This is a genomic window from Nocardioides agariphilus, from assembly GCF_015352445.1.
GTDB classification, from domain to species: Bacteria; Actinomycetota; Actinomycetes; order Propionibacteriales; family Nocardioidaceae; genus Nocardioides; species Nocardioides agariphilus.
Map to the genome: position 1 here is coordinate 43560 of NZ_JADKPO010000013.1, position 26491 is coordinate 70050.

General features: G+C 68.9%; 30 protein-coding genes. 21 read left to right on the top strand and 9 right to left on the bottom strand.

Translation table 11 applies throughout. The annotated features are described in order from the left end of the window. The first annotated feature begins 7 nt into the window (after positions 1-7). The 13 genes from ISU10_RS11195 (at position 8) to ISU10_RS11255 (ending at position 9053) form a co-directional block, all read left to right on the top strand. Positions 8-178, top strand: coding sequence for a hypothetical protein (locus ISU10_RS11195; protein ID WP_194696487.1), 171 nt, complete (start codon positions 8-10; stop codon positions 176-178). Then, complete coding sequence (locus ISU10_RS11200; protein ID WP_194696488.1) at positions 175-489, top strand: hypothetical protein; 315 nt, start codon at positions 175-177, stop codon at positions 487-489. The genes ISU10_RS11195 and ISU10_RS11200 overlap by 4 nt, the downstream gene beginning before the upstream one ends. After that, positions 489-1019 (top strand): hypothetical protein, encoded by a 531-nt coding sequence (locus tag ISU10_RS11205; protein WP_194696489.1) that lies wholly within the window; start codon positions 489-491, stop codon positions 1017-1019. Before ISU10_RS11200 ends, ISU10_RS11205 begins: the two co-directional genes overlap by 1 nt. Continuing rightward, complete coding sequence (locus ISU10_RS11210; protein ID WP_194696490.1) at positions 1019-1321, top strand: hypothetical protein; 303 nt, start codon at positions 1019-1021, stop codon at positions 1319-1321. The genes ISU10_RS11205 and ISU10_RS11210 overlap by 1 nt, the downstream gene beginning before the upstream one ends. After that, on the top strand, positions 1318-2055 hold the full coding sequence (locus tag ISU10_RS11215) for a toprim domain-containing protein (RefSeq protein WP_194696491.1): 738 nt from the start codon (positions 1318-1320) through the stop codon (positions 2053-2055). The genes ISU10_RS11210 and ISU10_RS11215 overlap by 4 nt, the downstream gene beginning before the upstream one ends. Positions 2056-2121: 66 nt before the next feature. Beyond that, on the top strand, positions 2122-3438 hold the full coding sequence (locus ISU10_RS11220) for an AAA family ATPase (RefSeq protein WP_194696492.1): 1317 nt from the start codon (positions 2122-2124) through the stop codon (positions 3436-3438). A 171-nt stretch (positions 3439-3609) separates the two neighbouring features. Beyond that, entirely contained in the window at positions 3610-4353 is a 744-nt protein-coding gene (locus ISU10_RS11225) for a hypothetical protein (RefSeq protein ID WP_194696493.1), read from the top strand. 186 nt (positions 4354-4539) lie between these two features. Continuing rightward, positions 4540-5178: a recombinase family protein gene (locus tag ISU10_RS11230; protein WP_194696494.1), complete on the top strand. Its 639-nt coding sequence runs from the start codon at positions 4540-4542 to the stop codon at positions 5176-5178. After that, a complete protein-coding gene (locus ISU10_RS11235) occupies positions 5175-5444 on the top strand; it encodes a hypothetical protein (protein WP_194696495.1) in 270 nt (89 codons plus the stop codon). Before ISU10_RS11230 ends, ISU10_RS11235 begins: the two co-directional genes overlap by 4 nt. Beyond that, positions 5444-6808: a tyrosine-type recombinase/integrase gene (locus ISU10_RS11240; protein ID WP_194696496.1), complete on the top strand. Its 1365-nt coding sequence runs from the start codon at positions 5444-5446 to the stop codon at positions 6806-6808. The genes ISU10_RS11235 and ISU10_RS11240 overlap by 1 nt, the downstream gene beginning before the upstream one ends. A gap of 116 nt (positions 6809-6924) precedes the next feature. Next, the gene (locus tag ISU10_RS11245; protein ID WP_194696497.1) at positions 6925-7521 is read left to right on the top strand and encodes a hypothetical protein; all 597 of its coding nucleotides are present in this window, start codon (positions 6925-6927) and stop codon (positions 7519-7521) included. 98 nt (positions 7522-7619) lie between these two features. Beyond that, on the top strand, positions 7620-8267 hold the full coding sequence (locus ISU10_RS11250; protein ID WP_194696498.1) for a hypothetical protein: 648 nt from the start codon (positions 7620-7622) through the stop codon (positions 8265-8267). Positions 8268-8717: 450 nt separating this feature from the next. Further along, a complete protein-coding gene (locus ISU10_RS11255) occupies positions 8718-9053 on the top strand; it encodes a hypothetical protein (protein ID WP_194696499.1) in 336 nt (111 codons plus the stop codon). Positions 9054-9102: 49 nt separating this feature from the next. On the opposite strand, the gene ISU10_RS11260 is transcribed toward ISU10_RS11255, so the two are convergent. From ISU10_RS11260 to ISU10_RS11275, 4 genes are all read right to left on the bottom strand, one after another. Beyond that, positions 9103-9561 (bottom strand): hypothetical protein, encoded by a 459-nt coding sequence (locus ISU10_RS11260; protein WP_194696500.1) that lies wholly within the window; start codon positions 9559-9561, stop codon positions 9103-9105. Between the two features lie 70 nt (positions 9562-9631). After that, the gene (locus tag ISU10_RS11265) at positions 9632-9847 is read right to left on the bottom strand and encodes a hypothetical protein (RefSeq protein WP_194696501.1); all 216 of its coding nucleotides are present in this window, start codon (positions 9845-9847) and stop codon (positions 9632-9634) included. Between the two features lie 105 nt (positions 9848-9952). Continuing rightward, complete coding sequence (locus tag ISU10_RS11270; protein WP_194696502.1) at positions 9953-10174, bottom strand: hypothetical protein; 222 nt, start codon at positions 10172-10174, stop codon at positions 9953-9955. Then, on the bottom strand, positions 10171-10491 hold the full coding sequence (locus ISU10_RS11275; protein WP_194696503.1) for a hypothetical protein: 321 nt from the start codon (positions 10489-10491) through the stop codon (positions 10171-10173). The genes ISU10_RS11270 and ISU10_RS11275 overlap by 4 nt, the downstream gene beginning before the upstream one ends. 171 nt (positions 10492-10662) lie before the next feature. Between ISU10_RS11275 and ISU10_RS11280 the strand changes: the two genes are divergently transcribed. The 3 genes from ISU10_RS11280 to ISU10_RS11290 all read left to right on the top strand — a co-directional run bounded on the left by ISU10_RS11280 (position 10663) and on the right by ISU10_RS11290 (position 13767). Continuing rightward, positions 10663-10980 (top strand): DUF1508 domain-containing protein, encoded by a 318-nt coding sequence (locus tag ISU10_RS11280; protein ID WP_194696504.1) that lies wholly within the window; start codon positions 10663-10665, stop codon positions 10978-10980. Between the two features lie 590 nt (positions 10981-11570). After that, complete coding sequence (locus tag ISU10_RS11285) at positions 11571-12773, top strand: anhydro-N-acetylmuramic acid kinase (RefSeq protein WP_194696505.1); 1203 nt, start codon at positions 11571-11573, stop codon at positions 12771-12773. Between the two features lie 61 nt (positions 12774-12834). After that, positions 12835-13767, top strand: coding sequence for a Bax inhibitor-1/YccA family protein (locus ISU10_RS11290; RefSeq protein WP_370865176.1), 933 nt, complete (start codon positions 12835-12837; stop codon positions 13765-13767). A 20-nt stretch (positions 13768-13787) separates the two neighbouring features. Here the strand turns inward: ISU10_RS11290 and ISU10_RS11295 are convergent, their stop codons facing one another. Beyond that, on the bottom strand, positions 13788-14864 hold the full coding sequence (locus ISU10_RS11295) for an SGNH/GDSL hydrolase family protein (RefSeq protein WP_194696506.1): 1077 nt from the start codon (positions 14862-14864) through the stop codon (positions 13788-13790). 74 nt (positions 14865-14938) lie between these two features. Here ISU10_RS11295 and ISU10_RS11300 point away from each other — a divergent pair, with 74 nt between their 5' ends. Continuing rightward, the gene (locus ISU10_RS11300; protein ID WP_194696507.1) at positions 14939-16342 is read left to right on the top strand and encodes a cystathionine beta-synthase; all 1404 of its coding nucleotides are present in this window, start codon (positions 14939-14941) and stop codon (positions 16340-16342) included. 282 nt (positions 16343-16624) lie between these two features. On the opposite strand, the gene ISU10_RS11305 is transcribed toward ISU10_RS11300, so the two are convergent. Then, the gene (locus ISU10_RS11305; protein ID WP_194696508.1) at positions 16625-18346 is read right to left on the bottom strand and encodes a sulfatase family protein; all 1722 of its coding nucleotides are present in this window, start codon (positions 18344-18346) and stop codon (positions 16625-16627) included. A 90-nt stretch (positions 18347-18436) separates the two neighbouring features. Beyond that, positions 18437-19021, bottom strand: coding sequence for a nucleoside/nucleotide kinase family protein (locus ISU10_RS11310; protein WP_370865178.1), 585 nt, complete (start codon positions 19019-19021; stop codon positions 18437-18439). Between the two features lie 18 nt (positions 19022-19039). Between ISU10_RS11310 and ISU10_RS11315 the strand changes: the two genes are divergently transcribed. Beyond that, positions 19040-20851, top strand: a complete 1812-nt coding sequence (locus ISU10_RS11315) for a glycosyltransferase (protein WP_194696510.1) — start codon at positions 19040-19042, stop codon at positions 20849-20851. Between the two features lie 4 nt (positions 20852-20855). Here the strand turns inward: ISU10_RS11315 and ISU10_RS11320 are convergent, their stop codons facing one another. Continuing rightward, complete coding sequence (locus ISU10_RS11320; protein WP_370865205.1) at positions 20856-21179, bottom strand: MerR family transcriptional regulator; 324 nt, start codon at positions 21177-21179, stop codon at positions 20856-20858. 131 nt (positions 21180-21310) lie between these two features. On the opposite strand from ISU10_RS11320, the gene ISU10_RS11325 reads away from it, so the two are divergent. Next, entirely contained in the window at positions 21311-21739 is a 429-nt protein-coding gene (locus ISU10_RS11325; RefSeq protein ID WP_194696512.1) for an Hsp20/alpha crystallin family protein, read from the top strand. Between the two features lie 413 nt (positions 21740-22152). Here ISU10_RS11325 and ISU10_RS11330 read toward each other — a convergent pair whose 3' ends face one another. Further along, the gene (locus ISU10_RS11330; protein WP_194696513.1) at positions 22153-22947 is read right to left on the bottom strand and encodes an inositol monophosphatase family protein; all 795 of its coding nucleotides are present in this window, start codon (positions 22945-22947) and stop codon (positions 22153-22155) included. A gap of 64 nt (positions 22948-23011) precedes the next feature. Between ISU10_RS11330 and ISU10_RS11335 the strand changes: the two genes are divergently transcribed. Both ISU10_RS11335 and ISU10_RS11340 read left to right on the top strand, forming a co-directional pair. Beyond that, complete coding sequence (locus ISU10_RS11335; protein WP_194696514.1) at positions 23012-24391, top strand: magnesium chelatase ATPase subunit I; 1380 nt, start codon at positions 23012-23014, stop codon at positions 24389-24391. After that, positions 24369-26459, top strand: coding sequence for a vWA domain-containing protein (locus tag ISU10_RS11340; protein WP_194696515.1), 2091 nt, complete (start codon positions 24369-24371; stop codon positions 26457-26459). Before ISU10_RS11335 ends, ISU10_RS11340 begins: the two co-directional genes overlap by 23 nt. Positions 26460-26491: the final 32 nt, after the last annotated feature.

The following is a 26491-nucleotide window of genomic DNA, read 5'->3' on the forward strand; positions in this document are numbered from 1 at the left end:
AGACCTGATGGGACGACCCACGATCTATGGCCGTCGCCTGCGGGTGTACGTGACGCCCGAGCACCTGGCCGCCATCAACCGGGAGGCGCGGCTGACGGGCGCGACGCCGAGTGAGGTCATGCGTGCGTCCTTGAGCGCGTACTTCAGCAAGGACGACGAGGACGAGGACGCGTCATGACCTACCCCTCTGGCCTCACCGCTGACCAGCGGGCGCAGGTTGATCGAGCCCGTGAGGTCGCCGCCGACCGGGCGGAACAGCAGCAACGAGCGAAGGAGCGACAGATGAGCATGAGGAAAACGGCGCAGGGTGACCGCGTCGAGAGGTTCCCTGACCTGAGCGGCAGGGGCAAGCGGCTGGGTGGTATCCGCGAGGAACTGACCGAGGCGTTTGAGGAGGCCGAGCGTGCGGCCGACCTCGCCCAGCGCATGGGCGCGGTTCACAAGGTGGATGCCGACCGCTTCCCGGTCGTCTCGGGCGGTGACCACTGATGAGCGTTCAAGAGGAACTGCAAGCCGCCCACGTCAACGCCGGTTGGTTGGACGCCTACATCGACAGCCCGCCCGCCGAGGCGCACGTGCGAGTCAACGGCGACACACCGCTGCGCCGCGTCGAGCGCCTGCGTGACCGATGGGCCAAGCAACAGCGCGCCAAGCAGACCGATCGGTACGCGGCTGTCTTGACGCCCGCACGTGAGTCAGTGAAGGACGCCGACAAGACGGTGGACCTGCTGTCCGACAAGATCAGCGGCTGGCTCGACCAGATGCGCGCGGGAACGCTCGACCCCGAGCAGGTGATGAAGAACCTGGCCGATGTCCCCGCCGTGCTCAAGGCGATCCAGCAGGCCTATGACGAGTGCGACCGTGACGCCGAGGCAGCCAGGGCGATGATCGACCTGCCTCCGGCCGAGTACGCGCAGAGGCTGGAAGAGCGCTTCCCGTCTGCCGGCCATGGCATCTACCTCACGACGGCATGGTTGCGCGGCGAGCCGGGCGCTCAGGACCCTCTGGGTGACGCGTGATGAAGAAGGTCCCGAACTCACACACGCCGCACACCGTGCAGTCGCTCCGCGCAGGTGACTTCGTGGAGGTCCGGCTCAACGCCCACCTCAGCGGTGGGCTGGTCGGCTACGTGAGGGCAGCGAGCAAGTTGCACCTCAGGCTCCTGGCTCATTCGTTCGAGGGTCCCTACGTGGAAGTGGAAGCCGCCAAAGGCGTGGATTGCCTTGCGTGGGACTTGTACATCCCCATGTCGTCAATCGCGTGGATTCGGCACCTGCCATTGAAGGCCGACGAGTGCTCATGCAGCGAGGGTCTGGCATGACGGCCTGGATGACTTGGTGGTACCACGACGCCGACGGACGGCGTGTCTTCCAGCACTACCGGAAGACACGGACGCCGACCTCGGACGACCCGCGCTGCAAGGAGTACGGGTATCGCCTACCAGTGGTCGAGGTGATCGGTGGTCAACGGGTCCTTGTGGACTGGGACTACCGCAAGCCACTGACTGCCGACCGACTGGTCTTCAGGCTGCCCATGGTCCTCGCGCATCGCGACCAGTGTCTTGTCCTCACGGAAGGCGAGCGATGCGCGGTTGCCGCGCTCAAGCTCGGCGTGCTTGCCACCACTCACCATGGCGGCGCAGGCAAGTTCACGCAGGCGATGGCGGAGTCTCTTGCACGCCACCGTGGACGAATCGTCCTTGTCGCGGACAACGATCCAGCCGGTGCCTACGACGTTGTCAGGCGGTTCGACCTCCTCCGGGCTGTCGGCCTCCCGGCAAAGCGGCTACGGGTGCGCGAGGTGACGCCTACGCACCCCGGCGCGGACCTGCGCGACCACCTGGAGGCGGGCTACCGATTGAGCGACCTCAGGGCCGCTGACGTCGATGAACTCCGCGAGGTCGCGGCCACGGTCACGGGCTCGCTTGACGAAGGCAGTTGGCCCGACGGGTTGACACCCGAAGAACGCCGGCAGATCGCTACTTGGCGACCAGTGGGCCACTCATGGCCCGCACGTGGAAGAACCCCGGCCCGCAACGCCGGGGTTCTTCGCTGAAAGGACAAGCAAGTGCCTAAGAAGAAGGCTAGTCGCGGTCGTCCGAGTGCCACTGACGCCGAACTGATGGCGAAGGAAGTCAAGAGCGCCCTTGCATCTCGAGGAATCACGGGTGAGACAGCGCCGCCGAAGGGCATCGATGGCAAGCAGTGGTCTCTGCTCCGGTATCGCCTGACCACCGAGGCCGTCAGCGACGTTGCGGACGAGTGGCGAGCAAGGCGGCTCGGTCAGGCCATCCCCGACTTCACTCCGCTGACTCCGGACGAGGTAGCGGAGCCCAGCGACCTCCCCACGTGGCGCGTGCGCGGGCTGTGGTCGCTCGGTTCCCACGGCACATGGGCTGGCCCGAAGAAGTCGTTCAAGACGACCCTTCATGACTGCATGGCGATCGGTGTCGCCTCGGGTCAACGTGTGTTGGACGAGTGGGAGGTGGTCGACCCCGGCCCGGTGTTGATCTACGCCGGAGAGGGCAGCATCGAGTGGCGCAAGAGGTCGCTCCAACGCATCGCCCACGACCTCTACAACGTCAAGCTCGGCAGCGGGGACGACCAGGCACAGGTGCACGTCGTGCCAACCGCATACCCCTTCAACACCCCCGAGTTCAGGCTGGCCCTCGCCGAGAACATCAAGGCGATCAAGCCAGCGTTCGTCACGTTGGACTCGACGTACAACTACCACCCGCGCGGCATCAACACCGCCGACATGTACGACCGAGGACCACTGTTCGCTGAACTCTCGGCGCTCGTCCGTGATGCAGACTCCGAGACCTCGCTACTGCTGATCGACCACATGCGGCAGGCCGCCTCCCACGACCTCGACGCCATCGCGATGGCCGGGGTTGGTCAGTGGGCGGACTCATGGATCCTCAACATCCCCGAGCACACCGACCCCGAGGAAGGGCTCTTCAAGATTCAGATGTCCATCGGGTCGCGTCGGTGGGGTGGGAGGAGGCGCCTGGCAGAGGTGGACCTGGGCCGGTTCGATGAGGACGACGAGTCGTGGACCCATCCGATGCGCGTGGAGGTCAGCGCGGGCGAGTGGACGTCGAAGCCCAAGGGCCGGTCGGACGACAGGATCGACCACGCGATCTTGCAGGTCGTACGTGACAACGAGTGGTCGCTGACCCAGACGGCGTTGGTCGACAAGGTCGGCGGCAACGTCGCCCGCACCCGCGACCGACTCAACCTCCTGGTGAGCCAGCGCCTCCTCGCCGTGGAGAGGCGCAAGCGTCCCGAGGGCAAGGGCGGGCGTGAGGTCGTGCGTGAACTCGTGGGGTTCCCCGACGACGCGCACGTGGAAAGCGCAACCACGACCCCTCGATCCCGCCCGGCGAAGCGCGGTCGGGGGTCGGCAGCCGCGTCCCGCAAGAAGGGTCGTGGTTAGACGTGGTTGCTCGGAGATCGCCATACGACGTGGGGAAACGAACTACGACCGCCCGGTCGTGGTTGCTAGACGCGGTTGCCCCTGGGGCGGGGTCGGGAGGGGCAACCCCGACCGCCCCGCGACCTATAGGGGTCGGGGTTCGGTTGCCCGACGACGAGAACGGAGTAGGTGATGGGCAAGAGGAGTGTGCCTAGAACGGGCACTAGCAAGAGCACCCGACCCACGGCGGGAGGGGGCCGGGAGCGCAAGAAGGCCGCAGCACTCACTGACCGGGAAGTGTGCGGCAAGTGTGGGGAAGTCCATAGGGGCTGCAAGGCCCACACCAAGCACGGCCCCAACACTGGCAAGGCGTGCGGTGCACAAGTGCGGCTCGGCGCATCCCTGTGCCCCAAACACGGAGGCAACCACCCCGCCCACAAGCAAGCCGCCAAGGACCGGCTCCTAGCGATGGTCAACCCGGCGCTCGCCGAGTTGCACCGCATCATGACCAACAAGCAGACCTCGGACACCGACAAGCTTCGTGCCATCCAGATGGTCCTTGATCGCACAGGGTTCAAGCCGGGTGTGCAGATCGACGTTGCAGTCACCGCGTTCCAGGAGGTGGCGGACGCGGCGCTCGTGGAGATCGGCGAGGACCGCTCCCTCCCCTCCTCCGAGCGCCCGGCGCTCGATGCGCCGACGTTCGAGGACGCCGAGCAACTGGCCTACTCGGCTCAGGAGGCGATCGACAACGAGCGCCACGACGCGGACACCCGGACGTACCTCGCCGGGCGCATCTACCCCGACGAGAACACGGTGCGTGGCGAGGTCATGAGCATCCTTCCCGACCCGATGCGACGCCCGAAGCGACCGACCGAGTTCGGCGGGGCCGAGGCGCCGCCGACGGATCGAGCGCCGACCGACCCGCCCCGATAGGCCACCGACGCGGACACCTAGGTGGGCCTAGGCGGACGACGAGCCCGACCCGTGGGCCGGAGTCCGCCGAGCCCGCCTGACAGCGCCGAGGGGCGTGCCGTTCGTAGCGCGTAGCCCGCTACGCGCGTCGGAGGTAGGGTCGCGCCGCCGTTAGTTGACAACGGCAACTAGTTGAAGGAGGAGCCGATGAAGGTCATCGGGTACACGCGGGTGTCCACCGCCGAGCAAGCCAAGGACGGCTGGACCCTCACCCAACAGCGCAATGCCATCGAGGCCGAGTGCGAACGGCGTGGCTGGACGCTCATCGAGGTCATCGAGGACGCCGGATACTCCGGCACGAACGACTGCCGGCCAGGACTGCGCCGGGCGCTCGACATGCTCAAGCGGCGACAAGCTCGGGCCATCGCCGTTGCACGGCTCGACCGGCTCGCTCGGTCCACCCAGCACCTGTGCGAGTACATCGCCGCGTGCAAGAAGCAGAAGTGGTCGATGGTCGCGCTCGACGTGGACCTCGACACGACGACCGCCAACGGGCGGTTCATGGTCCGCGTGCTCGCCGCCGTCGCCGAGTGGGAGTCCGAGGTCAACGGCGAGCGAGTTCGTGAGGGCATGGCCGAGGCGCGGGCCAGCGGCAAGGTGTTCGGGTTCCAAGCCCAGGTCGAGCCCGCGACCGTCACCCGGATCACCCGGGCCCGCCGACGCGGCGACTCCTTCGCGGTCATCGCCAAGCGGCTCGACGCGGCGCGGGTACCGACCCCTGGGGGTGGGGCTCGCTGGTACCCCTCGACCATCGAGCGCATATGCAAACGCGAGGCCGTCGCATGAACCGCTGGACCGACGCCGACAGCAACGCGCTCGACCTCGCAATCAAGTCACTGCGTCGAGCCGACCGCTTCGAGCGCGGGCTACCACTCACGACGGCGAGTCACCAGCCCGTGAAGCACAAGCCAACGACCCTGCGCGCCGAGTGTGGACCCGATGGCCAGTGGCAGATCAAGGGCAAGCACAAGGGCCGACCGGTCCAACGCCGGTTCACAACGCGGAAGGCGGCGGAGTCGTTCGCCCGCCAACTCAGAGAGGAAGGCAACTGATGGCACGACGTAAGACAGGGCCGCGCGCTTGGGTACGCGTGAGCCAGCGCACCAAGGCCAAGAACATCCCTGCGAACAAGCGCCGTTGGGAAGTTCTGTACGAGGACCCCAACGCCGACCCGCCATTCAAGAAGCGGACCAAGGGCGGCTTCCAGACGAAGGCAGCCGCCGAGCGCTGGCGTGACGAGGAGTCTCCGGCCGCCAAGCACAACGCCGGTCAGCCCTGGGTCGATCCCAGTCGGGGCGATGTCACGTTCCAGGCCGTCGCGGAGGAGTGGCTGGCGACGTACACGAGCAAGTCGGGCAAGGCGCGCGGCTACAGCCAGCACGCCGCGATCATCACCGGCCCCAAGTCCCTCGTCCGTACCGCGTTCGGCCACCGGCGCATCGGGGACATCACTCACGGCGACGTGGCCGCGTGGCTCGCTGCCCAGACCGCGAGCCGAGCGCCGAGCACGGTGCGTCACAACTTCTACACGCTGCGGCGGGTGATCCGGTATGCGGTCGCCAACGGGCTGATCATGCGGGACCCGACCATTGCCCTCTCCCTCCCCGAGCAGCGGGACGTGCACACGCAACAGGCCGACCGGGTTATCCCGAGCACCGCGCAGGTGCTCGCCCTCATCGCGGCGACCCCTGAGCCCTGGTCGATGTACGTCCGGCTGGCCGCCGCGACCGGCATGAGGCCCGAAGAACTCGCGGCGCTGCAACTGCGGGACCTCTCCGACGACAACGCGACGATCACGGTGCGCCGGGTTCGCGTGAAGGGCAGAGACGGCCGCACGTGGATCTATGAGGATCTGCCTAAGACCAAGCGCAGCCGCCGAAGCATCGACTTGGACGACTTCACGGCTCAGCACCTGCGCGCGTATCTCGAGACGATGCACGAGCTTGCAACGCGATGGTTCACGGCTCACCCTGACCGCGTGCACCCCGGCGACCGGCTGCCGCTCTTCCCCCATGCCGGCGACTTCCGTCGTGGCGGTCGGCAACGCAAGACCGGCACCGATCTGGAGTGGCTGGAGTGGGTCGATGCTGACGGCGAGCCGAGCCCGTTGCGTCACGGCTGGTTCACGATGCGCTACTGGTCGGACCTTCTCGACGCGGCGAAGGTGCCGAGCACCGTCCGGTTCTATGATCTCAGGCACTTCCACGCATCATGGCTGGTTGCGCAGATTGGTCGCCAAGGCGCGCTGACCATCGTGGAGATCAGTCAGCGGCTCGGTCATGCGTCGACCAAGATGACGCTCGACCGCTACGCCCACGCCACGCCCGGCCGTGACAAGCGCAACGCCACCGCCGCGATGTGGGAGACGCCCGACACGAACGTCGTCGCCCTCGACCGGACGGCGCGACCTGCATAGGGGACTCAGGCCAGCGAATCGGTCGGGCGGGTGAGTCCCCGTGGCTCGCATTGTCTCCAAGTCCTGTGTTTGGATCCATGTATAGTGGGACATCCAAACATCACGGGGAGACGAGCATGAGTGAACAGTTGGAAGACTCGGGCGTGAAGGTGGACCTCACACTCGACGGCGGAGGGCTCTCGTTCAAGAGGGCTGTCCCCGAGGCGGTTGCGCTGAAGATCATGGCTCTGGCTATGGGGGCATCTGTGAACCTCGGTCAGACTCCAAGCACGGCGCGACGGCCTACGCCTGAGCCAGAGACCGATCTCGACTCCGCCGAGGACAAGGACACGAACACGTTCACCCCACTCGACGAGTCTGTCGGTGAGTTCGTCCACCGTCACGGCGCGACGCGAAACGTGGAGAAGATCGCCGCCATCGCCATGTACCTCACGACGGGCGGCCAGGAACGCTTCACCTCCGAGCAGTTGAAGGAGCAGTTCCCCAAGGCTGGCGAGAAGGTTCCTGGGAACTACCCCAGGGACTTCCGATGGGCTGTGCAGAGCAAGTGGATCGCTGAGGATCACCAGAGGGCGAAGCACTTCTACATCACCAACTCTGGCAAGAACGCCGTGAACAGCAAGTTCTCCAAGGACGTCCGGAAGGCGAGCAACCTGAAGACCGGCAAGAAGCGCTCGTCGTCCGCGTCGAAGAGTGCTGACAGCGCCGAGTGATGGTGTCGTCAGACGGGTTCCCGACGGAGGCGCCGGGCGATGTCCCCGGCATTCACGACCTTGACTCAGATGCACTCCAGTGTTTGTGGGTGCTCCATGTGAGCAAGGAGGCCCTTGACGCGCCTTGGATGACACCCGGAGAGATCGAGGTCGTGACCCGCGACGCGTTTGGCCTGAGCATCCCGCGGCAACGCATCGCGGGTCTGCTGACCGGAGTCCCCAAGGCGGTGAGCAAGAAGCGCATCAATGGGAAGTTCTACTTCCAGATCATGAAGGCCGGGGTAGAGGCCTTGGGGACGACCACGCAGTCAGTCGTGTTCGTTGATCCAGCGCAAGCCCTTACCCACATTCGGCAGGTTGAAGACCTCTTCCGGGGTCTCAAGGGAGTCGTTTGTGTATGCGACCCCTACGTGGACGGGCGAACGCTCGACTACCTCGCCGAGTGTGGAGACGCCACCGGGATCAGGTTGCTCACTGCAAACATCTCGAAGCCTGGCCCGATGAGGCGCGACCTTCGAGCCTTCGCGCAACAGCATGGTGCGTTACCCATCGAGGTTCGGCAGGCCGCGCAGGGCACCCTCCACGACCGATACATCGTTGATGACGACGGACTGCTCATCATTGGGACCAGCCTGAACTCGTTCAGTCGCAAGCAGAGCTTTGTGGTGAGCGCGGGTCCAGACGTGCGGGCCTCCGTTCTCCAGGCATTCGACGCGGTGTGGCGGATCAGCCCTGCGTTCCAGTAGCCGCACGCCTGACGGTGGAACCCCCTGCCGACCGCCCCGACCCCCCAGCGGCGAGCCCGCCGCACAGCGTGCGGCCAGCGAGCCCGCCGTACGCGCGGACTGCATTCGCCCTCTAGGCGGATCCGGGGCTTCTCGACCGGACCCCGCCCCACCGATAGCCCTCGCAATCCGCCTACGGCCCACCTACGTCCGCCCTCGGATGCGAATCGACCCCGGCGCGGTCTGCTAGCGGAGTCGGTTCCCAGGGACGCGGGAAGGTCACCGCCGCCGAGAGCTTGGGACGCCCGCTCTGCGGCATGAGCGGATAGTTCGGCCCGTCGGATGCATACTCGGGTCATGTACGTCTGCCGGGTTGTCGCGGCGTCCGTATCAATCCTCACCTTGACAGCCTGCGCATCGGGCACCGACGGGACGGCGACCAGCAGCGCCCCGGCACCTAGCCCAGACGCAATGGCGATCGCTGCGGGCGAGTCCGCCATGGAGGGAACGAACGGACACGACGCGACGATCGACAACGCCTACTGGTGGCTCACCGACACCGGCCCCGTCGCGTTCGAGGACTCCAACTTCAAGGGTCGATGTGCGGCGGCCTCGGTCATGCACGTGTCGCTGATTGGCGAGTTCCCTCGCATCTCCGTGCTGCCGCCCCCCGGCCTTGACGCCGGACCGGTGACGCAGGTCGACCTGCTGGCCGACAGCGAGACTGGCGAGGTATGCCGACTGTCCGTCCGTACCGAGGTGGCCGAGCCGCCTGGCCGCGCAACCGGTTTCACCTGGCCCACCTGAGAGACGCCCCCGCCCGGACAGCGGCATGAGCGTGCGGGTCGTGGGTCCGTCAGACGCGTTCCTGCTGCAACACGTCTGTGCCCGACGCAACCACGTCTGCCACCCACTCGGTCGGCGGACAGTCCGGGCCGTTGGGCTGCGACTTGACCGGCTGCACCGTGAGCCGCCCCTGGTAGACGATGTCGCCGTCCGTGGTCGAGACCGTCAACGTGACCGGAACGGGGCTGGTGTCTTGAAGCAGGTCGGGGGCGACTCTCATGCCGTTGTGTGGGCGCTGTTCGGTGGCTCGCCGGGTTTCGCAGGTGTCCTCGACGCAAGCCTCAACCCGCAGCACCTCGCCGGGGTGTGCGGCAACCACCTCGCTGAACACGAAGCCCACACCCGAGACTGCACCGATCTGGTTGCAGAAGGTGTCGTCCCCACCGCAACCCGCCAATCCCACCAGTGCGGCAACGACCAGGGCAGGGCTCCAAATGGTCGAGCGTGCGCGGAGCCAGCCTGCCCTCATTGGTCCAGGATCGCAGGCACAACCGCCCCCGTTTGGATAACCGCTCAGCGGCATGAGCGGGCGTCTGGGCTCAGTCCTTAGTCGAGGACTCGGCGTCAGTCCTCATTGCTTGCAGGACGGCCCGGAGCGGTCGGACGAGCAGCAACGGGGCCATGACGAGGAATGCCGCTATCGCGAACAGCGTGGGCCACACCAAGTAGTCGTCGTCCCACAGGTAGGAAGCGACTGTGCCGACCAGGCACAACCCGAATGCGGGATATGCGAACCACGCGTACCGCTCCCACATGAGTCTCAGCCTAGTTGGCGGCCCCGGAGGCGTGTGCGCTCATCGGCATGAGCGGGCGTGATCCGACCCGGCGCGGACGGCTACCGGGGTCGGTTCGGAGGTCGGTCAGATGATCGGGTAGTTGGTACCGCAACCGACGCACGTCCACTCGTCGTCGTTGGGGAGAGGGAGCCACTTCTCCGGCTTGCCCTTCACCCGGCCAAGGGTTCCGGCGTTGGCTGCTCCGTGCACGCCGCTCACCCGGTTGCGGGCTCCGCATGAACAGACGGCGCTGTAGCGGCGTGTGGGGTTGAACTGGTTGCGGTCGTAGATGCGAGGGCGGGTCACTTGGTCGCAGCCTTCTTCGCCGGGACGGTGGCCTTGCCCTTGACGTTGCGGGTGTCGGGCTTCCGGGTGGCCTTGGGGGCGGGGATGGGCAAGCGGTCGCCGATGATCTTTTCGGCCTTGCCCGCCGCGATGTGCGCGCACATCGCGCAGAAGTCCTGCGGGTGAGAGCCGGTGACCCACGCCTTGCCCCGGTTGGGCGCGATCGTCTCCTCGCCGTGGTTCAGGCAAGTCGAGCGCCAGGCGTCGCCGTCCTTCCGGGTCCAGGTGGTCGCGCCGGTCGAGCGGGCGATGGCGTGGCGGACAGGTGTCTCAGGCATGGGAGCCTCCATCTTCAGATGGTTGCCAGTTGCAACCAAATGTCGCGACGCTACGCCAGCGTCATGGCGATGGAAACCCGTGCAGGTCGGCGTGCAGACCCGTAACGGAGGGCTGTCGGCGCCGTTGCATACATTGAGGCAACTGGTTGACATCGACGAAGGGAAGCGCGAATGAGATTCTCGGCCGGCAAGACGGACGGACCGCAGTACTCGTGGTGGCTCTATGGAGACAACGGTGAGTTGGTCGCGTGGGCAGGGGAGACGTTCCCAACCGATGCCAACGCCCGCCGCGCCGCGGAGGCGTTCAAGGCAGGTGCCAAGACGGCTCGGTACGACATTTATGCCGACACCGGCAACAAGTGGCGGTGGCGAGCTTGGCGTTCCAGCGACAAGGTCGCGTCTTCGGGTGAGTCGTTCGCCAGCCAGTCGAACGCGCAGCGGGCCGCCGACAACGTGCGTGACAACGCCGGAAACGCCACAGGCCCGTGAGCATGACGAACTTGTACACGAAGAACGGTCGGCCACTGCAGCGCAGCGGTGATCAACTGTGGTCGCGATCGGGCGTCTACCTCGGCCGCATCAGCGGCGACAGGGTCTACGACACAAACGGCCGCTATGCCGGGACGATCGACGGCGACCGTGTGGTGTACCGCTCCACGGACAGCGCGAGCGTGGGTAGCACGTCGTCAGCGGCGCCAGTCGTTGGCTCGGCGGCTGCGTCGTTGGTGGGTTCGGCCATTTGGGGCGACGAGCCAGACTTCCCCGACTGACCGCGCTCCTCTGGCGCTCCGGCATCACCGGCAACCCACCGTCGCGGCGTTGCCTGAGGTCGGGTGGGGTACGCGCTTGCAGAAACCCCAGGTTGACCAGTGGGAACGCTGAATCCACGTGTGGCCCGACGCCGGACCGCCGCGGACCCCTACAGATCGACTCCTCGGCCTTAAAAGCGATCCAGTCTGGGTTCGAACCCCAGCGGGGGCACCTCCCAGAGGTGGCCGATTCGGTGGGAGATCGTCGGAATCCGCCCGCAACGCGTTGACTTGGCCTCAGACTGTCGCCCCAAGGGGAGGTGGGGGTCGATGCGGATCGTGTCGGTGTCGTCGGGCACGACCGACGCGCTCGAGGTCGGCGTGGTCGATGTGGGTCTCGAGGGCAGCACAGTGACCATGGAGGTCGTCGGCACGGGCCTCGAGCCGTGGCCCGAGGACCTGCGCACGGCACTGCTCGACGTGCTCCCTCCGGCCGCCACCACCGTGGGGGCGATCTGCCAGCTCGACCAGATGTACGGCGTCGCGGTCGCCGAGGCCGTCGCCCGGGTGCAGGTCCAGCTCGACCGACCACCGCACCTGGTCGTCTCACCCGGCCGGACGGTCTTCCACGACATCCGCGACGGCCGGTGCTACGGCATCCTTCAGCTCGGTCAGCCGGCGTGGATCTCCGAACGCACGGGACTGCCCGTCGTCTCCGACCTGCGCTCGCGTGACGTCGCGGGAGGTGGGCTGGGCGCGCCATTGGGCAGCACCCTCGACTCGCTCTGGCTGGCCGGCACGGGTGGGCCGCGGGTCGCCCTCGACCTCGGGGCCATCGCCTCGGTCTCCGTCGTGGGTGACGAGGGCCAGGCCGTGCGGGCGTGGGACCCCGGTCCTGGCACCTGCCTCCTCGACGCGGCGGCGGCCCGTGTCACCGAGGGCCGCCTCAACCACGACGTCGACGGAGCTCTCGCGTCGGCCGGCGAGGTACGACCGGACCTGCTGTCAGTCCTGTGGGAGCACCCGCACTTCAGCGGCGACCAGCAGGTCGCCTTCGCCGAGTCGTTCTCGCCCGGCTACCTCGACGATGTGCTCGAGCGCGTGCCCGATGTGTCCGGTCCCGACCTGCTGGCCACGTTGACCGAGCTCACCGCGGCCACCGTGGCGCGCGCCCTGGCGCCGTACGGCGTGATGGAGGTCGTCGCGTCAGGTCGGGGAGTGGCCAACCCGGCGTTGATGGAGGCCCTGCGGGCGCACCTCGACGGCGTACCCCTCGTCCCCAGTGGCGAGCGCGGCATCCCGGCCGAGGGCAAGGAGGTGGTGCTCTGGGCGCTGCTCGGCTTCTTGACCTGGCACGGCCTGCCCGGGAGCACCGTCGCCACTGGAGCCCTGGAGCCGCGCGTCCTCGGCCGGATCACCCCCGGCCTGGAGCCGCTGCGACTGCCCAAGCCGGCCACCTGGCCGCCCCGCAGGCTGCGCGTCGTCACCCGCCAGGACCCCGAGGCGCCCGAGGTGCGCCAGGAGGCCTGGTGACGACCCTGAGGGAACACCGGCTTCCTCGCGGTCGTTGAACAGGCGTCCGATCGATAGAGTCGTGAAGACTGGTGCGCGTCACAGCGACGCCACCTCGGCCTCCAAGGAGGAGACCAGCATGCAGTCCAACAACCCCGTGTTCCGTCGCTCGGAGGCGTTCAACGGGCAGGCCAACGCCTACGGCAACCAGTCCTACGCCGGCAACGGCGCCCCCTACGCCGGCTACGGCGACCCCGCGACGTGGGGCACCGGCACCCCTGGCGGGACCGGCACCTACATCCCCACCCCGACCAAGCGGATGACCATCGACTCGGTCGTCCAGGCGAGCGCCATCTCGTTCGCGGTGGTCCTGGTCACCGCGATCGCCACCTGGGTGCTCACCCCCGAGATCACCACCACCACGACCAACTCCGACCTGTCCTCGCTCTTCGCGGCGATGACGATCGGCAGCCTCGCGGCCTTCGGCCTCTCCATGGTGAACTCGTTCAAGCGGGTCGTCAGCCCGGCACTGGTGCTGGCGTTCTGCGTGGCCGAGGGCGTCGCCCTCGGCGCACTGAGCAAGTTCTTCGACGCCAGCTTCGGGTCGCCGGACAACCACATCGTGATCAACGCGGTGATGGGCACCTTCGCAGCCTTCGCCGGCACGCTGGCGGCCTACAAGTTCTTCAACATCAAGGTCGGCGCCAAGTTCCGGACCTTCGTGATCGCTGCCATGTTCGGCATGGTCGGCCTGTCGGTCCTCGAGCTCGTGCTCGGCCTCTTCGGCTCTGGCACCGGCCTGTTCGGGGTCACCGGCCTGGGCATGCTCACCGCGTTCGCCGGTCTGGCCCTCGGTGTCTTCATGCTGATCCTCGACTTCGACCAGATCGAGCGAGGCATCGCCGCCGGTGTGGACGAGCGCGAGTCGTGGCGGGCGGCCTTCGGCCTGACCGTCGCCCTGGTCTGGATCTACACCAACCTGCTGCGGATCCTGGCGTTCTTCCAGCAGGACTGAACGACCGCTCCTAGCTAGGTCTACCCGGGAGGCCGGGGGTCATGGGACCCCCGGCCTCTTGGCTTGTCCGGACCCAGCCGGGTCAGGTCAGCGGGCTCTTCCTCGGCCTCGGGCCCTTCGGTGGCGAAGGTCGGCGTCTGGCGCCGGTGCCGCAGCTCGACCCACAGGCCTCGGACGCCACGCCGCGAGCCACCGACCTCGGTCCCGTCGATCTCGGTGCCGGCGGTCTTGACCGCCTGGATCGCGGCCGTGGTCACCGGCAGCACACCCTCGCCGCGGCGTGCCTCGGGCTCCGCCTCGTCGTCGGGTGCGAACCCAAGAGCCGCCAGCGTGGACGGCAGCATCACGTCGACCAGCCGGCGGTAGCCCTCGGCCGACGGGTGGAAGCGGTCGGGCCCGAACATGATCGCCGGCGCCGCCTCGAACTCCGGCCCGAGGACCGAGGCCAGCGAGACCGTGCGCCCGCCCTCCTCGACGACCGCGATGGTCTGAGCGGCGGCGAGCCGGTGGGACCAGGCGCGGCCGACCTGCTTGAGCGGCGGGGCGATCGGCTTGACGGTGCCCAGGTCGGGACAGGTGCCGACCACGACCTCCACGCCCGCGGTGCGCAGCTGCCGCACCGCCTCGGACAGGTGACGCACGGACTGCGAGGGCAGCACGCTGTGGGTGACGTCGTTGGCGCCGATCAAGATGACCGCGAGATGGGGTCCCACGGGCAGGGCGCGCGCGACCTGGGCGCCGAGGTCGGAGGAGCGGGCACCGATGAAGGCGTAGGAGCGCAGGTGGACGCGTCGGTCGGCCTTCTCGGCGATGCCGCTGGCCAGGAGGGCGCCGGTGGTCTCCACGACCCGGCTCACGCCGTACCCGGCTGCGGCGGAGTCGCCGAGCAAGGCGATCCTGATGGCCGGACTCGGCCGGCCCCGGCCGTACCAGCCGGTCGCGTCAGGCGGCGGGCCCGTGGTCTCGCCGATCGCCCGGCGAGCCAGCTTGGCCTCGGCGCGCAGCAGGCCGTAGAGGCCCGCACCGAGCACCGAGAGTCCACCGCCGCCGTACGCGGCGGCTGATGCCAGCTTGCGTGCCGCCCCCGCCTTCCCCACCTGATCAGGTTATCCGCCGGGCAGAGCCCGGCTGTGATTCGCGAGCACCCGCCGGGTCCGCCTAGCCTGCGGGAGTGCAGTACGTGAACTCCTTGCTCGAGCTGATCGGTCACACCCCCTTGCTGCGCCTGTCGGCCTCGCTCGACGGCGCCGGAGGGACGGAGGGCGCGGGGCCGCTCGTCCTGGCGAAGGTCGAGTACCTCAACCCCGGCGGTTCGGTGAAGGACCGCATCGCCGAGCGAATGATCGATGCGGCCGAGGCATCGGGTGAGCTGAAGCCCGGCGGCACGATCGTCGAGCCGACGTCCGGCAACACCGGAGTCGGGCTCGCGATGGTCGCGCAGCGCCGGGGCTACCGATGCGTCTTCGTCTGCCCCGACAAGGTCAGCGAGGACAAGCGCAACGTGCTCAAGGCCTACGGCGCGGAGGTCGTGGTCTGCCCGACAGCCGTCGCGCCCGAGCACCCCGACTCCTACTACAACGTCTCCGACCGGCTCGCCTCGCAGCCGGGTGCCTGGAAGCCCGACCAGTACTCCAACCCCAACAACCCGCGCTCCCACTACGAGACCACCGGCCCCGAGATCTGGGAGCAGACCGACGGGCGCATCACGCACTTCGTGACGGGGATGGGCACCGGCGGCACCATCAGCGGCGTCGGCCGCTACCTCAAGGAGCAGAACCCCGCGATCCAGGTGATCGGCGCCGATCCGTCCGGATCGGTGTACTCCGGCGGGACCGGCCGCCCGTATCTCGTCGAAGGCGTCGGCGAGGACTTCTGGCCCGAGACCTACGACCGCGACATCGCCGACCGGGTCATCGAGGTCAGCGACGCCGACTCGTTCGCGATGACGCGGCGCCTCGCCCGCACCGAGGCACTGCTCGTGGGCGGCTCCTCGGGGATGGCGGCCCAGGCGGCCAAGGTGCTGGCTGCCGAGCTCGCCGAGACTCCTGAGGGCAAGGACGCCGTGATCGTGGTGCTCCTGCCCGACTCGGGGCGTGGCTACCTCACGAAGATCTTCAACGACGAGTGGCTGGCCCAGTACGGCTTCCCCGTCGACGGCGCCGCTGGCTCCGGGCGCACCGTCGGCGAGGTGCTGCGCGGCAAGTCCGGCCGGCTGCCGGACCTGGTGCACACCCACCCCAACGAGACCATTGCCGAGGCCGTGCACATCCTCGAGGAGTACGCCGTCTCGCAGATGCCTGTCGTGCGCGCAGAGCCCCCCATCGTCGCCGCCGAGGTCGCCGGATCGGTCTCCGACCGGGTGCTGCTCGACAAGCTGTTCACCGGCCAGGCCAAGCTGACCGACCCGGTCGAGGAGCACATGTCGCCGCCACTGCCGACCATCGGCTCGACCGAGCAGGCGACCGACGCCGTCACGCTGCTCGAGGGCGCCGACGCGGTGCTGGTCCAGGAGGACGGCAAGCCGGTCGGCGTCCTGACCCGGCAGGACCTGCTGGCCTACCTGGTGCGCGGCTGAGCCACCGGAACCAGAGAAGTGGCTGGGGGTGGGACCTGGACCAGGTCCCACCCCGGCGTGACGTGCGCACAGCCCCCTGTGCCGTCGTCCTGCCACAGCTGAAAGCCTGTGCCGTTCAAGCCCCCCAGCTCTGAACGGCGGTTCAGCCAGTACGAAAAAGATAGCGGTTGCGTCCGACTTGTACGAAGAAACGGCGCTTTTCGGTGCATTACCGCACGATTTCGACCGTATCCGGACTAGTCCTCCCCGAAATCCGTACCGTGGCCCAGCAGGTGTGGGGGGTCAGCGGGCGGCATCGCGGCACTCAGCGGGTGTGCAGTCGACCCACCGCTTCAGCCGCGCCATCAGGTCCTGGGCCCACGGCTTGTCATGGTCCTCGGCGAAGACGTTGACGTCCTCCCACGGACGGTCGTAGCGGTAGAGCTCCCAGGCGTAGTCGGTGCCCTGCCAGGAGGGGTCGAGGTCCAGACGCACCAGCAGTCCTCGCGCGCCGCGCACCGCGACGTAGGACGGGATGATGTCGATGGTGCCGCCGGACCCGGTGTCGAGGTCCACCTCGCCGGGCGCCGACTTGGCGTAGGTGTGTTCGAAGAACGCGTACCTCGCCGTGGCCGCCCCCGGAGTCGCCAGGGTCTCGGCGAAGGAGATGCCCGAGCGGAACGGGGCGGGCTCCAGACCCGCCAGCTCCTCGAAGGTCGGCGCCAGGTCGATGTTGTTGACGAACTGGGTGCGTTCGCCCGGCACGACTCCCGGGCCGGTCACGATGAGCGGCACCCGGGTGTCGGAGTCGTACGGCGCACCCTTGCCGCCGTTGAGCTGGTGCTGGCCGAGGTGGAAGCCGTTGTCGGCGGTCAGCACCAGGTAGGTGTCGGGGCCGATGGCCTGCCGGATGCGGGCCACCATCCGGTCGATGGACTGCACCATCCGGGCGCGGTCCTGGTACTGCCGCAAGGCCTTTGCGTCCGTGAGCGTGATCTCGTTGGTCCGCCACGCCGGCGCCGGAGCCGTGCTGCCGTCCGCACGCAAGTAGGTCGGCTGGTTGTCCTCGCGCGGGTCGCCATAGCCCTTGAGGTCCTTCAGTCGCAGATCGGCACACGCCTTCGCCCCGCAGTTGCCTCCGGGGTGCAGGCGGCTCGGGCGGTCGGCCATCGCGGCAGGGAACATGTGCTGGCCGGGATAGGCCGGAGCCAGCTGGGCGTGCGGACCGTAGACCGCGACCTCCAGGAAGTACGGGCGTCGGTCGCCGGCGTGCTTGGCGATGAAGGCGATGGCCTTGTCGGCGGCGACGTTGGTGGCGTACTGGTCATCGATGCGAGGGTCGTCGCGAGCGGGGAGGTCGTGAGAGACCATCTGGAGGTGACCGTCACGGTCGATCCGGGTGGTCTCGAAGTTCCAGCCGTTGTAGCCGCCGCCGAGGATGGCCTGGAAGTCGCTCCAGCCGGGCAGTCTCGGCGGCGGGACCAGGACGCCGCCACCGACGTCGACGGGCTCGTAGTGGTTCATGTACTTGCCGACGAAGCCCGTCGTGTAGCCGCTGTGCTGCAGCGACACGTTGAAGGCACGCTTCAGGTTGCCGTTGGCCGCGAACGCCTCGAAGCCGCCGATGGGGCTGCCGTAGTCGTTGGGGGTGTTGGTGAGCACGCCCGTCTGGTGCGGCGCCTGACCGGTGAAGATCGAGGCCCGGCTCGGACAGCACAGCGAGTCGACCACGAAGGCGTTGTCGTAGGTCGCGCCCTCGGACTGCATGCCCAGCGCGTTGGGCATCGTCGCCAGCAGTTCGAGGGAGAAGTCGTCCATCAGCACGAAGACGATGTTCGGGCGGTAGCCCAGAGCACGGTCCGCAGGCACGTCCCGGCTGGTGCTGGAGCTGTGCTGGCGTGGGTGCTCGCCGCGGACCTCCGCCGATGGCGTGGCATGTCCGCAGCCGGCCAGAGCTGCGACCGCCGCGAGGAACGCCGCCGCCGTCGCGGCGCGGCGTCGCAGGCTCGATGCCCCGAGCGACAAGGCGATCTCCGTTCCCCGTGAACAGCCGCCATTCGACAACGCCTGCCCACAAAGAGGACTACGCCACGCCCCCTGAGGTTGCCTCGGACCTCAACTGGTCTGGACCACTCGGTGGGCGCGGTGGGCCGCGGCCTCGACCAGGACGGCGTTCGCCTCGTCGACGCGTTCGACCCAGGCCTGGGCCTCGGCCGGCGACTTGCCGAACTCGACGTGCCGCGCGACCAGTCGGGCTCGCCTCACGTCGTCGTCGGTCTCCAGCTGCACGACCTCGTCGAGCTGGTCGCGGACCGCCCGCCACTCGGGCCGGTCCAGCAGCAGGTAGTTGCCCTCGGTCACCACCAGCTCGACCTCCGGAGGTACGACGAGGGCGGCGGCGATCGGCTGCTCCAGGTCGCGCTCGAACCCCGGTGCGTAGACCGGGTGGTCGCGCTCCTCGCGCACTCGCCGCAACAGCGCGGCGTACCCCCACGCGTCGAAGGTCTCTGGCGCGCCCTTGCGGTCCAGGAGGCCGAGGGCCCGCAGCCTGACGTCGGCGAGGTGGAAGCCGTCCATCGGCACGTAGGCGGCGGGCACCTCGCTGGCCGCGACCAACCCCAGCGCGTAGGTCGTCTTGCCGGCGCCCGGCTTGCCAGCGATGCCGACGATGCGGCGGGAATGCCGCGCCTGGGCCGTCACGCCGGGCACGATAGCCGGGTGCCGCCTCGCGAGTTCGACCATGTGCTGCTGACCAGGTTCAGCGCCGTGATGTCACCGGGCGCCGAGCCGGCGGGCGAGGAGTGGCTGCGCTACCGCCTCGCCTTCTTCGACGACCTGCTCTACCCGTCGGTGATCTCCCAGACCGGCGTCCAGGCGGGCCGCGACTTCACCTGGCTGGTCCTCTTCGACGACCGGTGCAGCCCGGAGTTCCGACACGACGTCGAGTACCTCGCCGCCGACGTCTTCACCCCGATCTGGACCCACGAGGACTTCCGGCGGGACTCGTTCGCCGAGCACGTTGTCGCCGCGACCGACCGCGACGGCGGGCCGGCGCCGTACCTGATCACCACCCGCATCGACTCCGACGACGGCATGGCGGTCGACTTCATGGAGACCGTGCAGGCGCAGTTCGCGCGCCAGGACAGGTTGTTCGTCAGCCTCACGCGAGGCGTGCAGGTGGACCGCTCGGGTGCGGTCTACCTGAGCAGCCAGATCTCCAACGCCTTCATCAGCCTGATCGAGCGACGCGAACCAGGTCGGCCGCCCGACACGGTCTACGTCGCCAAGCACGCCCGCGCCCGGGCCCACGGGCCGATCCGTGAGGTGCGGGCACCCGTGATGTGGATGCAGGTGGTGCACGACCTCAACGTCGCCAACATGATCAACGCGCCACGGACCAGCCCGCGCATCGTCGCGGAGCGGTTCCGTATCGACCTGGCCTACGACACCACGATCGGCGGGCGCGCCCTGCTCGGTGCCCGGGTCCGGCAGGCCGGGAAGCTGGCTCGGCTGTGGGCGGCGCACCCGGGCGAGCTGACCAAGTTCCTCGAAGCCCAGGCCGCTCGCGCGCGCGGCACGCACGACCGGCCGCAGGACGACGGCAAGACGCTGACGGACCGGGCGCTGGGACTGGACCGCGATGTCAGGTTCTGGTGGGCGGGCTCGGGGCTGCGACGGCGCGCGGAGAGAGCCAAGCGTGACGCGCGCGCGACCAAGTGGCGGGTGCAGCGCCGGCTCAACGAGTCGCTACCCGCGACGCCACGAGTCGTGGCGGGCGATCTCGACGCCGTGCTCGCCGAGGACCGCGTTGTCCTGCTCGCGGAGTACTCGTTGGGGCGGGACCTGCGACCCGAGTCCCTGAGCGGGGCGGCGGCCTGGGCCGAGGCGGGCATCCCCGTCCTTGTGATCTCGGCACGCGACGCCTGGTCGCGGTGGGGGCCGATCCTCGACGAGCTGCCCAGGGGCGTCGCTGTCGTGCAACGGCCCAACGTGGGCTACGACTTCGGGTCCTGGGGCGCCGCGCTGACGGCCTACCCGTCGATCGCCTCGAAGCACCTCGTGGTCCTCACCAACGACTCGCTCGCCGGTCCCTACGGTCCGCTCGACGACCTGGTGGGGCGCATCGAGGCGTCGTCGGCGGAGGTGTGGTCGGCGACCGGCAACCACTTCCCCCAGGACCACATGCAGAGCTACCTGCTCGCCTTCCGCGACGGAGTGCTGGGTCGTGAGCCGCTGCGAGGGTTCTTCGCCGACGTGCGCGCCCAGGAGACCAAGAAGGCCGTGATCCAGACCTACGAGTTCGGGTTGAGCCAGCTCGTGCAGCAGCACGGTCTCAGCGCAGAGGTGGGCTGGTCCAAGGAGGCCCTCGGCATCTCGTCGTCGGCGGACTCGGTGCTCGGCGGCTGGGCGCGCATGCTCGCGACCGGGTTCCCGTTCGTGAAGCGCACGCTTCTGGAGCAACGGCGGTTCGCCGACCTGCGCGGCCCGATCGCAACAGTGGTCCAGCAGGAGTACGGCGTGGAGCTGTGAGCGTCTAGCCGGGGGATCGGCGGCGACGTCGGGGACGGCCGCCGAGGTCCCGGACCTGGTCGCGCAGGTCGTCGGTCTCGGCCTCGAGCACGAGGACGCGCTCGATGCCCGCGAGGTTGAGGCCGGCGTCGAGGTACATGGTGATCCGTCCGATGCGCTCGAGATCGCGCTCGCTGTAGCGACGCGTGCCCCCCGGAGTGCGCGCCGGCATCAGCAGCCCCCGGGTCTCGTAGATCCGCAGCATCTGGGGATCGACGCCGGTGAGCTCGCCGGCGACGGAGATGGCGTAGACGGCGAGATCCGGGTTTCTCGTAGTGGCGATGGAGATCGCTCCTCTCGAGGGCTTGCGTTCGGGCTATTGCGTATGATACATGAAATCTATGTCAACCACTATCGATCTTGGATAGGGCTGACAGAGGACAGAGACATTGGAGACATCCCATTCCCTGGAGGTGAGACATGTTGATGCGCACCGACCCGTTCCGTGAGTTCGACCGGCTCGCCCAGCAGCTCGTGGGCGCGGGCACGACATCTCGTCCCGCTGTGATGCCGATGGACGCCTGGCGCGAGGGTGACACCTTCGTGCTCGAATTCGACCTGCCGGGCGTTCGCGCCGAGACGGTCGACATCGATGTGGAGCGCAACGTGCTGACCGTCAAGGCAGAGCGACCCCCCAAGAACGGCGACTGGGAGATGCTGGCCTCCGAGAGGCCCAGCGGCCTGTTCAGCCGTCAGCTCGTGCTCGGTGACAACCTCGACCTTGAGAAGGTCGGCGCCCACTACGACGCCGGCGTGCTGCGCCTGACCATCCCGGTGGCCGAGCGGGCCAAGCCCCGCAAGATCGAGGTCACCACGCAGTCGCAGGAACCCACCGCGATCGGTTCCTGACCTGGCGGTCGTCGATGTCGGCCGCCGTCCACGCGCCCGGCTGGGAGGTCCCGCGCGCCGTCACGCACGGTGCGACGGCGGACACGACCTGGATGGACATCGTGTTCGCGGAGGACGACTGGGTGCGTCGTGAGTTCGACGAGCTGGTCGCGGCAGGCTGGGGCGGCTCCCGCCCGACATGCCCTCACACGAGGCAGGGAGCGCACGGACCGCGGAGGTCAGGGCCGCGGAGCCGCCCCTCCGGTCAGCGACCGCCGGCGCGAGCCAGGACCACGGCCCCGTGGCTCGCGCCGGCACGCGGGCCGCCTGTGCGCGAGCCCGCAGACCACACGCAGAGGAGGTGAGACACGGCACCTGCGAACCGGGCGAGTGCGACCACCCGAGTCGATGACGGGTGGTCGCACTGGCTCCGGTCAGCGCCCGGGAAGGTCGTCGATCAGCCCTTGGACCAGGTCGAAGGTCGCGCGGTCGGCCGCGGCGACCAGGCCGCCTTGGACCTCCCGCTGCGGGTGGTACGCCGCGCCGCGGAAGTCGCCGAGGAACCCGCCCGTCTCGGCGAGCAGCAGCGAGCCGGGAGCGTGGTCCCACGGTGCCCCGTGGCCGTAGACCGCGTAGTCGGCCTCGCCCTCGACGATCTTGGGGTAGTCGACTCCGCAGCACACCCACGTCAGCTCCAGCACCTTGAGCGCGCCGACGGCGCGACCGATCCAGCGCCGGCGCGAGGTGATGCCGCGCAGCTCCTGGCCGAGCGGGGGCCGGACCAGGCGCTCGCGCCCCGCCGAAGAGATCCGGTAGGCGCCCGACCCCTGCTCCGCGACGTAGGCCAGCTCGTGCTGGGGCTGCCAGATCCACGAGCGCACGACGGTGCCGCCGCGGATCTCGGCGACCATCATGGCGTGGTCGGGTGAGCCGCTGACGAAGTTCTTGGTCCCGTCGACCGGGTCGACGGTGAAGGCGTGCTCGGCCGCGGCGAACCTGTCGAGCACGGTCGCATCGGCCGAGGTGGCCTCCTCGCCGAGGATCACGGCGTCGGGGTAGGCCGCCAGCAGGGCGGCGGTGATCAGCACCTCGGCCTCGCGGTCGGCGACCGTCACCAGGTCGCCCGGGTTCTTCTCGGCGACGTCGTCCTTGCCGAGGCTGCGGAACCGGGGGTTGACCACCTCATCGGCCACGTCTCGCAGCAGCGCCAGCACCTCGTCGGTCTCCACGCGCCCAACCTACCGAGACGGACACGGCCTCCGTTTCTTGAGCACCGGGTCTAGCGTGTGAGGCGTGACTCGACCAGCAACCGTCGGTGAGCTCCGCGCGAGCGGGCACGTCCAGAAGACCCTGCGGGAGGAGCTGCGCGACAACCTCCTGGCCAAGCTGCGGTCGGGGGAGGACGCGTGGCCCGGTCTGCACGGCTTCGACGACACGGTCATCCCCCAGCTCGAGCGGGCCCTGATCGCCGGCCACGACGTCGTGCTCCTGGGGGAGCGGGGTCAGGGCAAGACCCGCCTGCTCCGCACGCTCGTCGGACTGCTGGACGAGTGGACTCCGGTGATCGCCGGCAGCGAGCTGGGCGAGCACCCCTACGAGCCGATCATCCCGGAGTCCAGGCGACGCGCGGCCGAGCTGGGCGACGAGCTGCCGGTCGACTGGAGGCACCGCGAGGAGCGCTACGCCGAGAAGCTCGCCACCCCTGACACCTCCGTCGGCGACCTGATCGGCGACGTAGACCCGATGAAGGTGGCCGAGGGCCGCAGCCTCGGTGACCCGGAGACCATCCACTTCGGGCTGGTGCCGCGCAGCCACCGGGGCATCGTCACGATCAACGAGCTGCCCGACCTCGCCGAGCGCATCCAGGTCGCCCTCCTCAACGTGATGGAGGAGCGCGACATCCAGATCCGCGGCTACATCCTGCGGCTTCCGCTCGATGTGCTCGTGATGGCCAGTGCCAACCCGGAGGACTACACCAACCGCGGGCGCATCATCACCCCGCTCAAGGACCGGTTCGGCGCCGAGATCCGCACGCACTACCCCGTCGAGCTCGAGGACGAGATGGCAGTCATCGGCCAGGAGGCCACCCTGCTGGCCGACGTACCCGACTTCATCGTGGAGATCCTGGCCAGGTTCACCCGCAACCTGCGCGAGTCCAGCTCGGTCGACCAGCGCAGCGGGGTCAGCGCCCGGTTCTCGATCGCCGGCGCCGAGACCGTCGCGGCTGCGGCGCTGCACCGGGCCACCAGCCAGGGCGAGGACGAGGCCGTCGCGCGGCTGGTCGATCTCGAGGCTGCGGTCGAGGTGCTCGGGGGCAAGGTCGAGTTCGAGACCGGCGAGGAGGGGCGCGAGGAGGAGATCCTCACCCACCTGCTGCGCACCGCCACCGCCGAGACGGTGCGCCAGCACTTCCGCGGCATCGACTTCACCCTCCTGGTCGATGCCATCGAGGCCGGCTCGATGGTCACCACCGGCGAGCAGGTGACTGCGCGCGACTTCCTGACCGGGCTTCCGGTGCTCGGCGAGTCGGAGCTCTACGACGACGTGTGCGACCGCCTCGGTGCCACCAACGACGGTCAGCGCGCGGGCGCGATCGAACTCGCCCTGGAGGGCCTCTACCTGGCCCGCAAGATCAGCAAGGAGTCCGGTGGTGGCGAGACGGTCTACGGCTAGGCACCGCTACTCGCCGTACGACGGCGGGCCGGACCCGCTGGCGCCTCCGGTCGACCTGGCCGAGGCGCTCGACGCCATCGGCCAGGACGTGATGGCCGGCTACAGCCCCGAGCGGGCGATGCGCGAGTTCCTCCGGCGCGGGGGTCAGGAGCGCACGGGTCTGGACGAGATGGCCCGTCGCGTGGCCGAGAAGCGGCGCGAGCTGACGGCGCGCCACCACCTCGACGGCACGCTGCAGGAGATCCGGGAGCTGCTCGACCGGGCGGTGCTCAGCGAGCGCGGGCAGCTGGCCCGCGACGTCGACATGGACGACTCCGAGCGGTCCTTCCGCCAGATGCGGCTCGACAACCTGCCCTCCTCGACGGCGGCAGCGGTCAGCGAGCTCTCGTCGTACGACTGGCAGAGTAGCGATGCGCGTGCGGACTACGAGCGGATCAAGGACCTGCTCGGCCGGGAGGTGCTCGACCAGCGCTTCGCGGGGATGAAGCAGGCGCTCGAGAGCGCCACCGACGAGGACCGCGAGGCCGTCAACCAGATGCTGATGGACCTCAACGCGTTGTTGGCCAAGCATGCCCGTGGCGAGGACACACCCGAGGACTTCGACTCCTTCATGAGCAAGCACGGCGACTACTTCACTGAGGCGGACGGGGGGAGACCGCGCAACGTCGAGGAGCTGATCGACGCGCTGGCCCGGCGGGCCGCCGCGGCTCAGCGGATGCTGAACTCGATGTCGCGCGAGCAGCGCGAGGAGCTGATGGCGCTGTCGCAGCAGGCGTTCGGGTCACCGGCGCTGATGGACCAGCTCTCCCAGCTCGATGCCAACCTCCAGGCGCTGCGACCCGGCGAGGACTGGTCGGGATCCGAGCGGTTCGACGGCGAGGAGGGGCTGGGCCTCGGAGATGGCACCGGCGTGCTGCAGGACCTCGCCGACCTCGACGACCTGGCCGAGCAGCTGGGCCAGACCTACGACGGTGCGCGGATGGACGACCTCGACCTCGACAAGCTGGCCCGCCAGCTTGGCAACCCGGCGGCGGTCGACGCGCGGACGTTGCAGCGGCTCGAGCAGGCGTTGCGCGACAGCGGCTACCTCAAGCGGACCAGCGACGGGCAGCTCCAGCTCTCGCCCAAGGCGATGCGCCAGCTCGGCCGGGCGCTGCTGCGCGACGTCGCCACCCGGTTGTCGGGCCGTCAGGGCCAGCGCGACGTGCGCACCTCCGGCGCCGCCGGTGAGCGTTCCGGTGCCACCCGCGCCTGGGAGTTCGGCGACACCGAGCCCTGGGACGTCACGCGCACGGTGACGAACGCCGTACTCCGGGAGGCGAGCGATCGGTCCCCAACGACAGGCTCTCCCGGCGAGTCGTCGCCGTGGGGGGCCGAACGGCGCGGCGTGCGCCTCCACATCGACGACGTCGAGGTGACCGAGACCGAGGCCCGGACCCAGGCGGCGGTGGCGCTGCTGGTCGACACGTCGTTCTCGATGGCGATGGACGGGCGCTGGGTGCCGATGAAACGTACGGCGCTGGCGCTGCACACGCTGATCCGATCGCGGTTCCGTGGCGACGCGCTGCAGCTGATCACCTTCGGCCGCCACGCGCAGACCATGGACATCGAGCAGCTGACTGCCCTCGACGCGCGCTGGGACAAGGGCACCAACCTCCATCACGGGCTGTTGCTGGCCAACCGCCACTTCCGCAAGCACCCCAACGCCCAGCCAGTGCTGCTGGTCGTCACCGACGGTGAGCCGACCTCCCACCTCGAGCCGGGTGGCGAGGTGTACTTCGAGTACCCGCCGCACCCGCTGACCGTCGCCTACGCCGTCCGCGAGCTCGACAACGCCGGGCGGCTCGGCGCCCAGACCACCTTCTTCCGGCTCGGTGAGGATCCGGGGCTCGCGCGCTTCATCGACTCGATGGCCCGTCGGGTGGGCGGACGAGTCGTCGCCCCGGAGCTCGACGACCTCGGAGCGGCCGTGGTCGGGTCCTACCTGGGTTCGCGCGGGCCGGCCGGGTCGACGTACGGCCACTACGGCGACTGGTTCGGCGGTCGGGGGTTCTGGGTGGGGAGCTGACGAGTGTTGCGGGCCTGACAGACGGAGCCTCA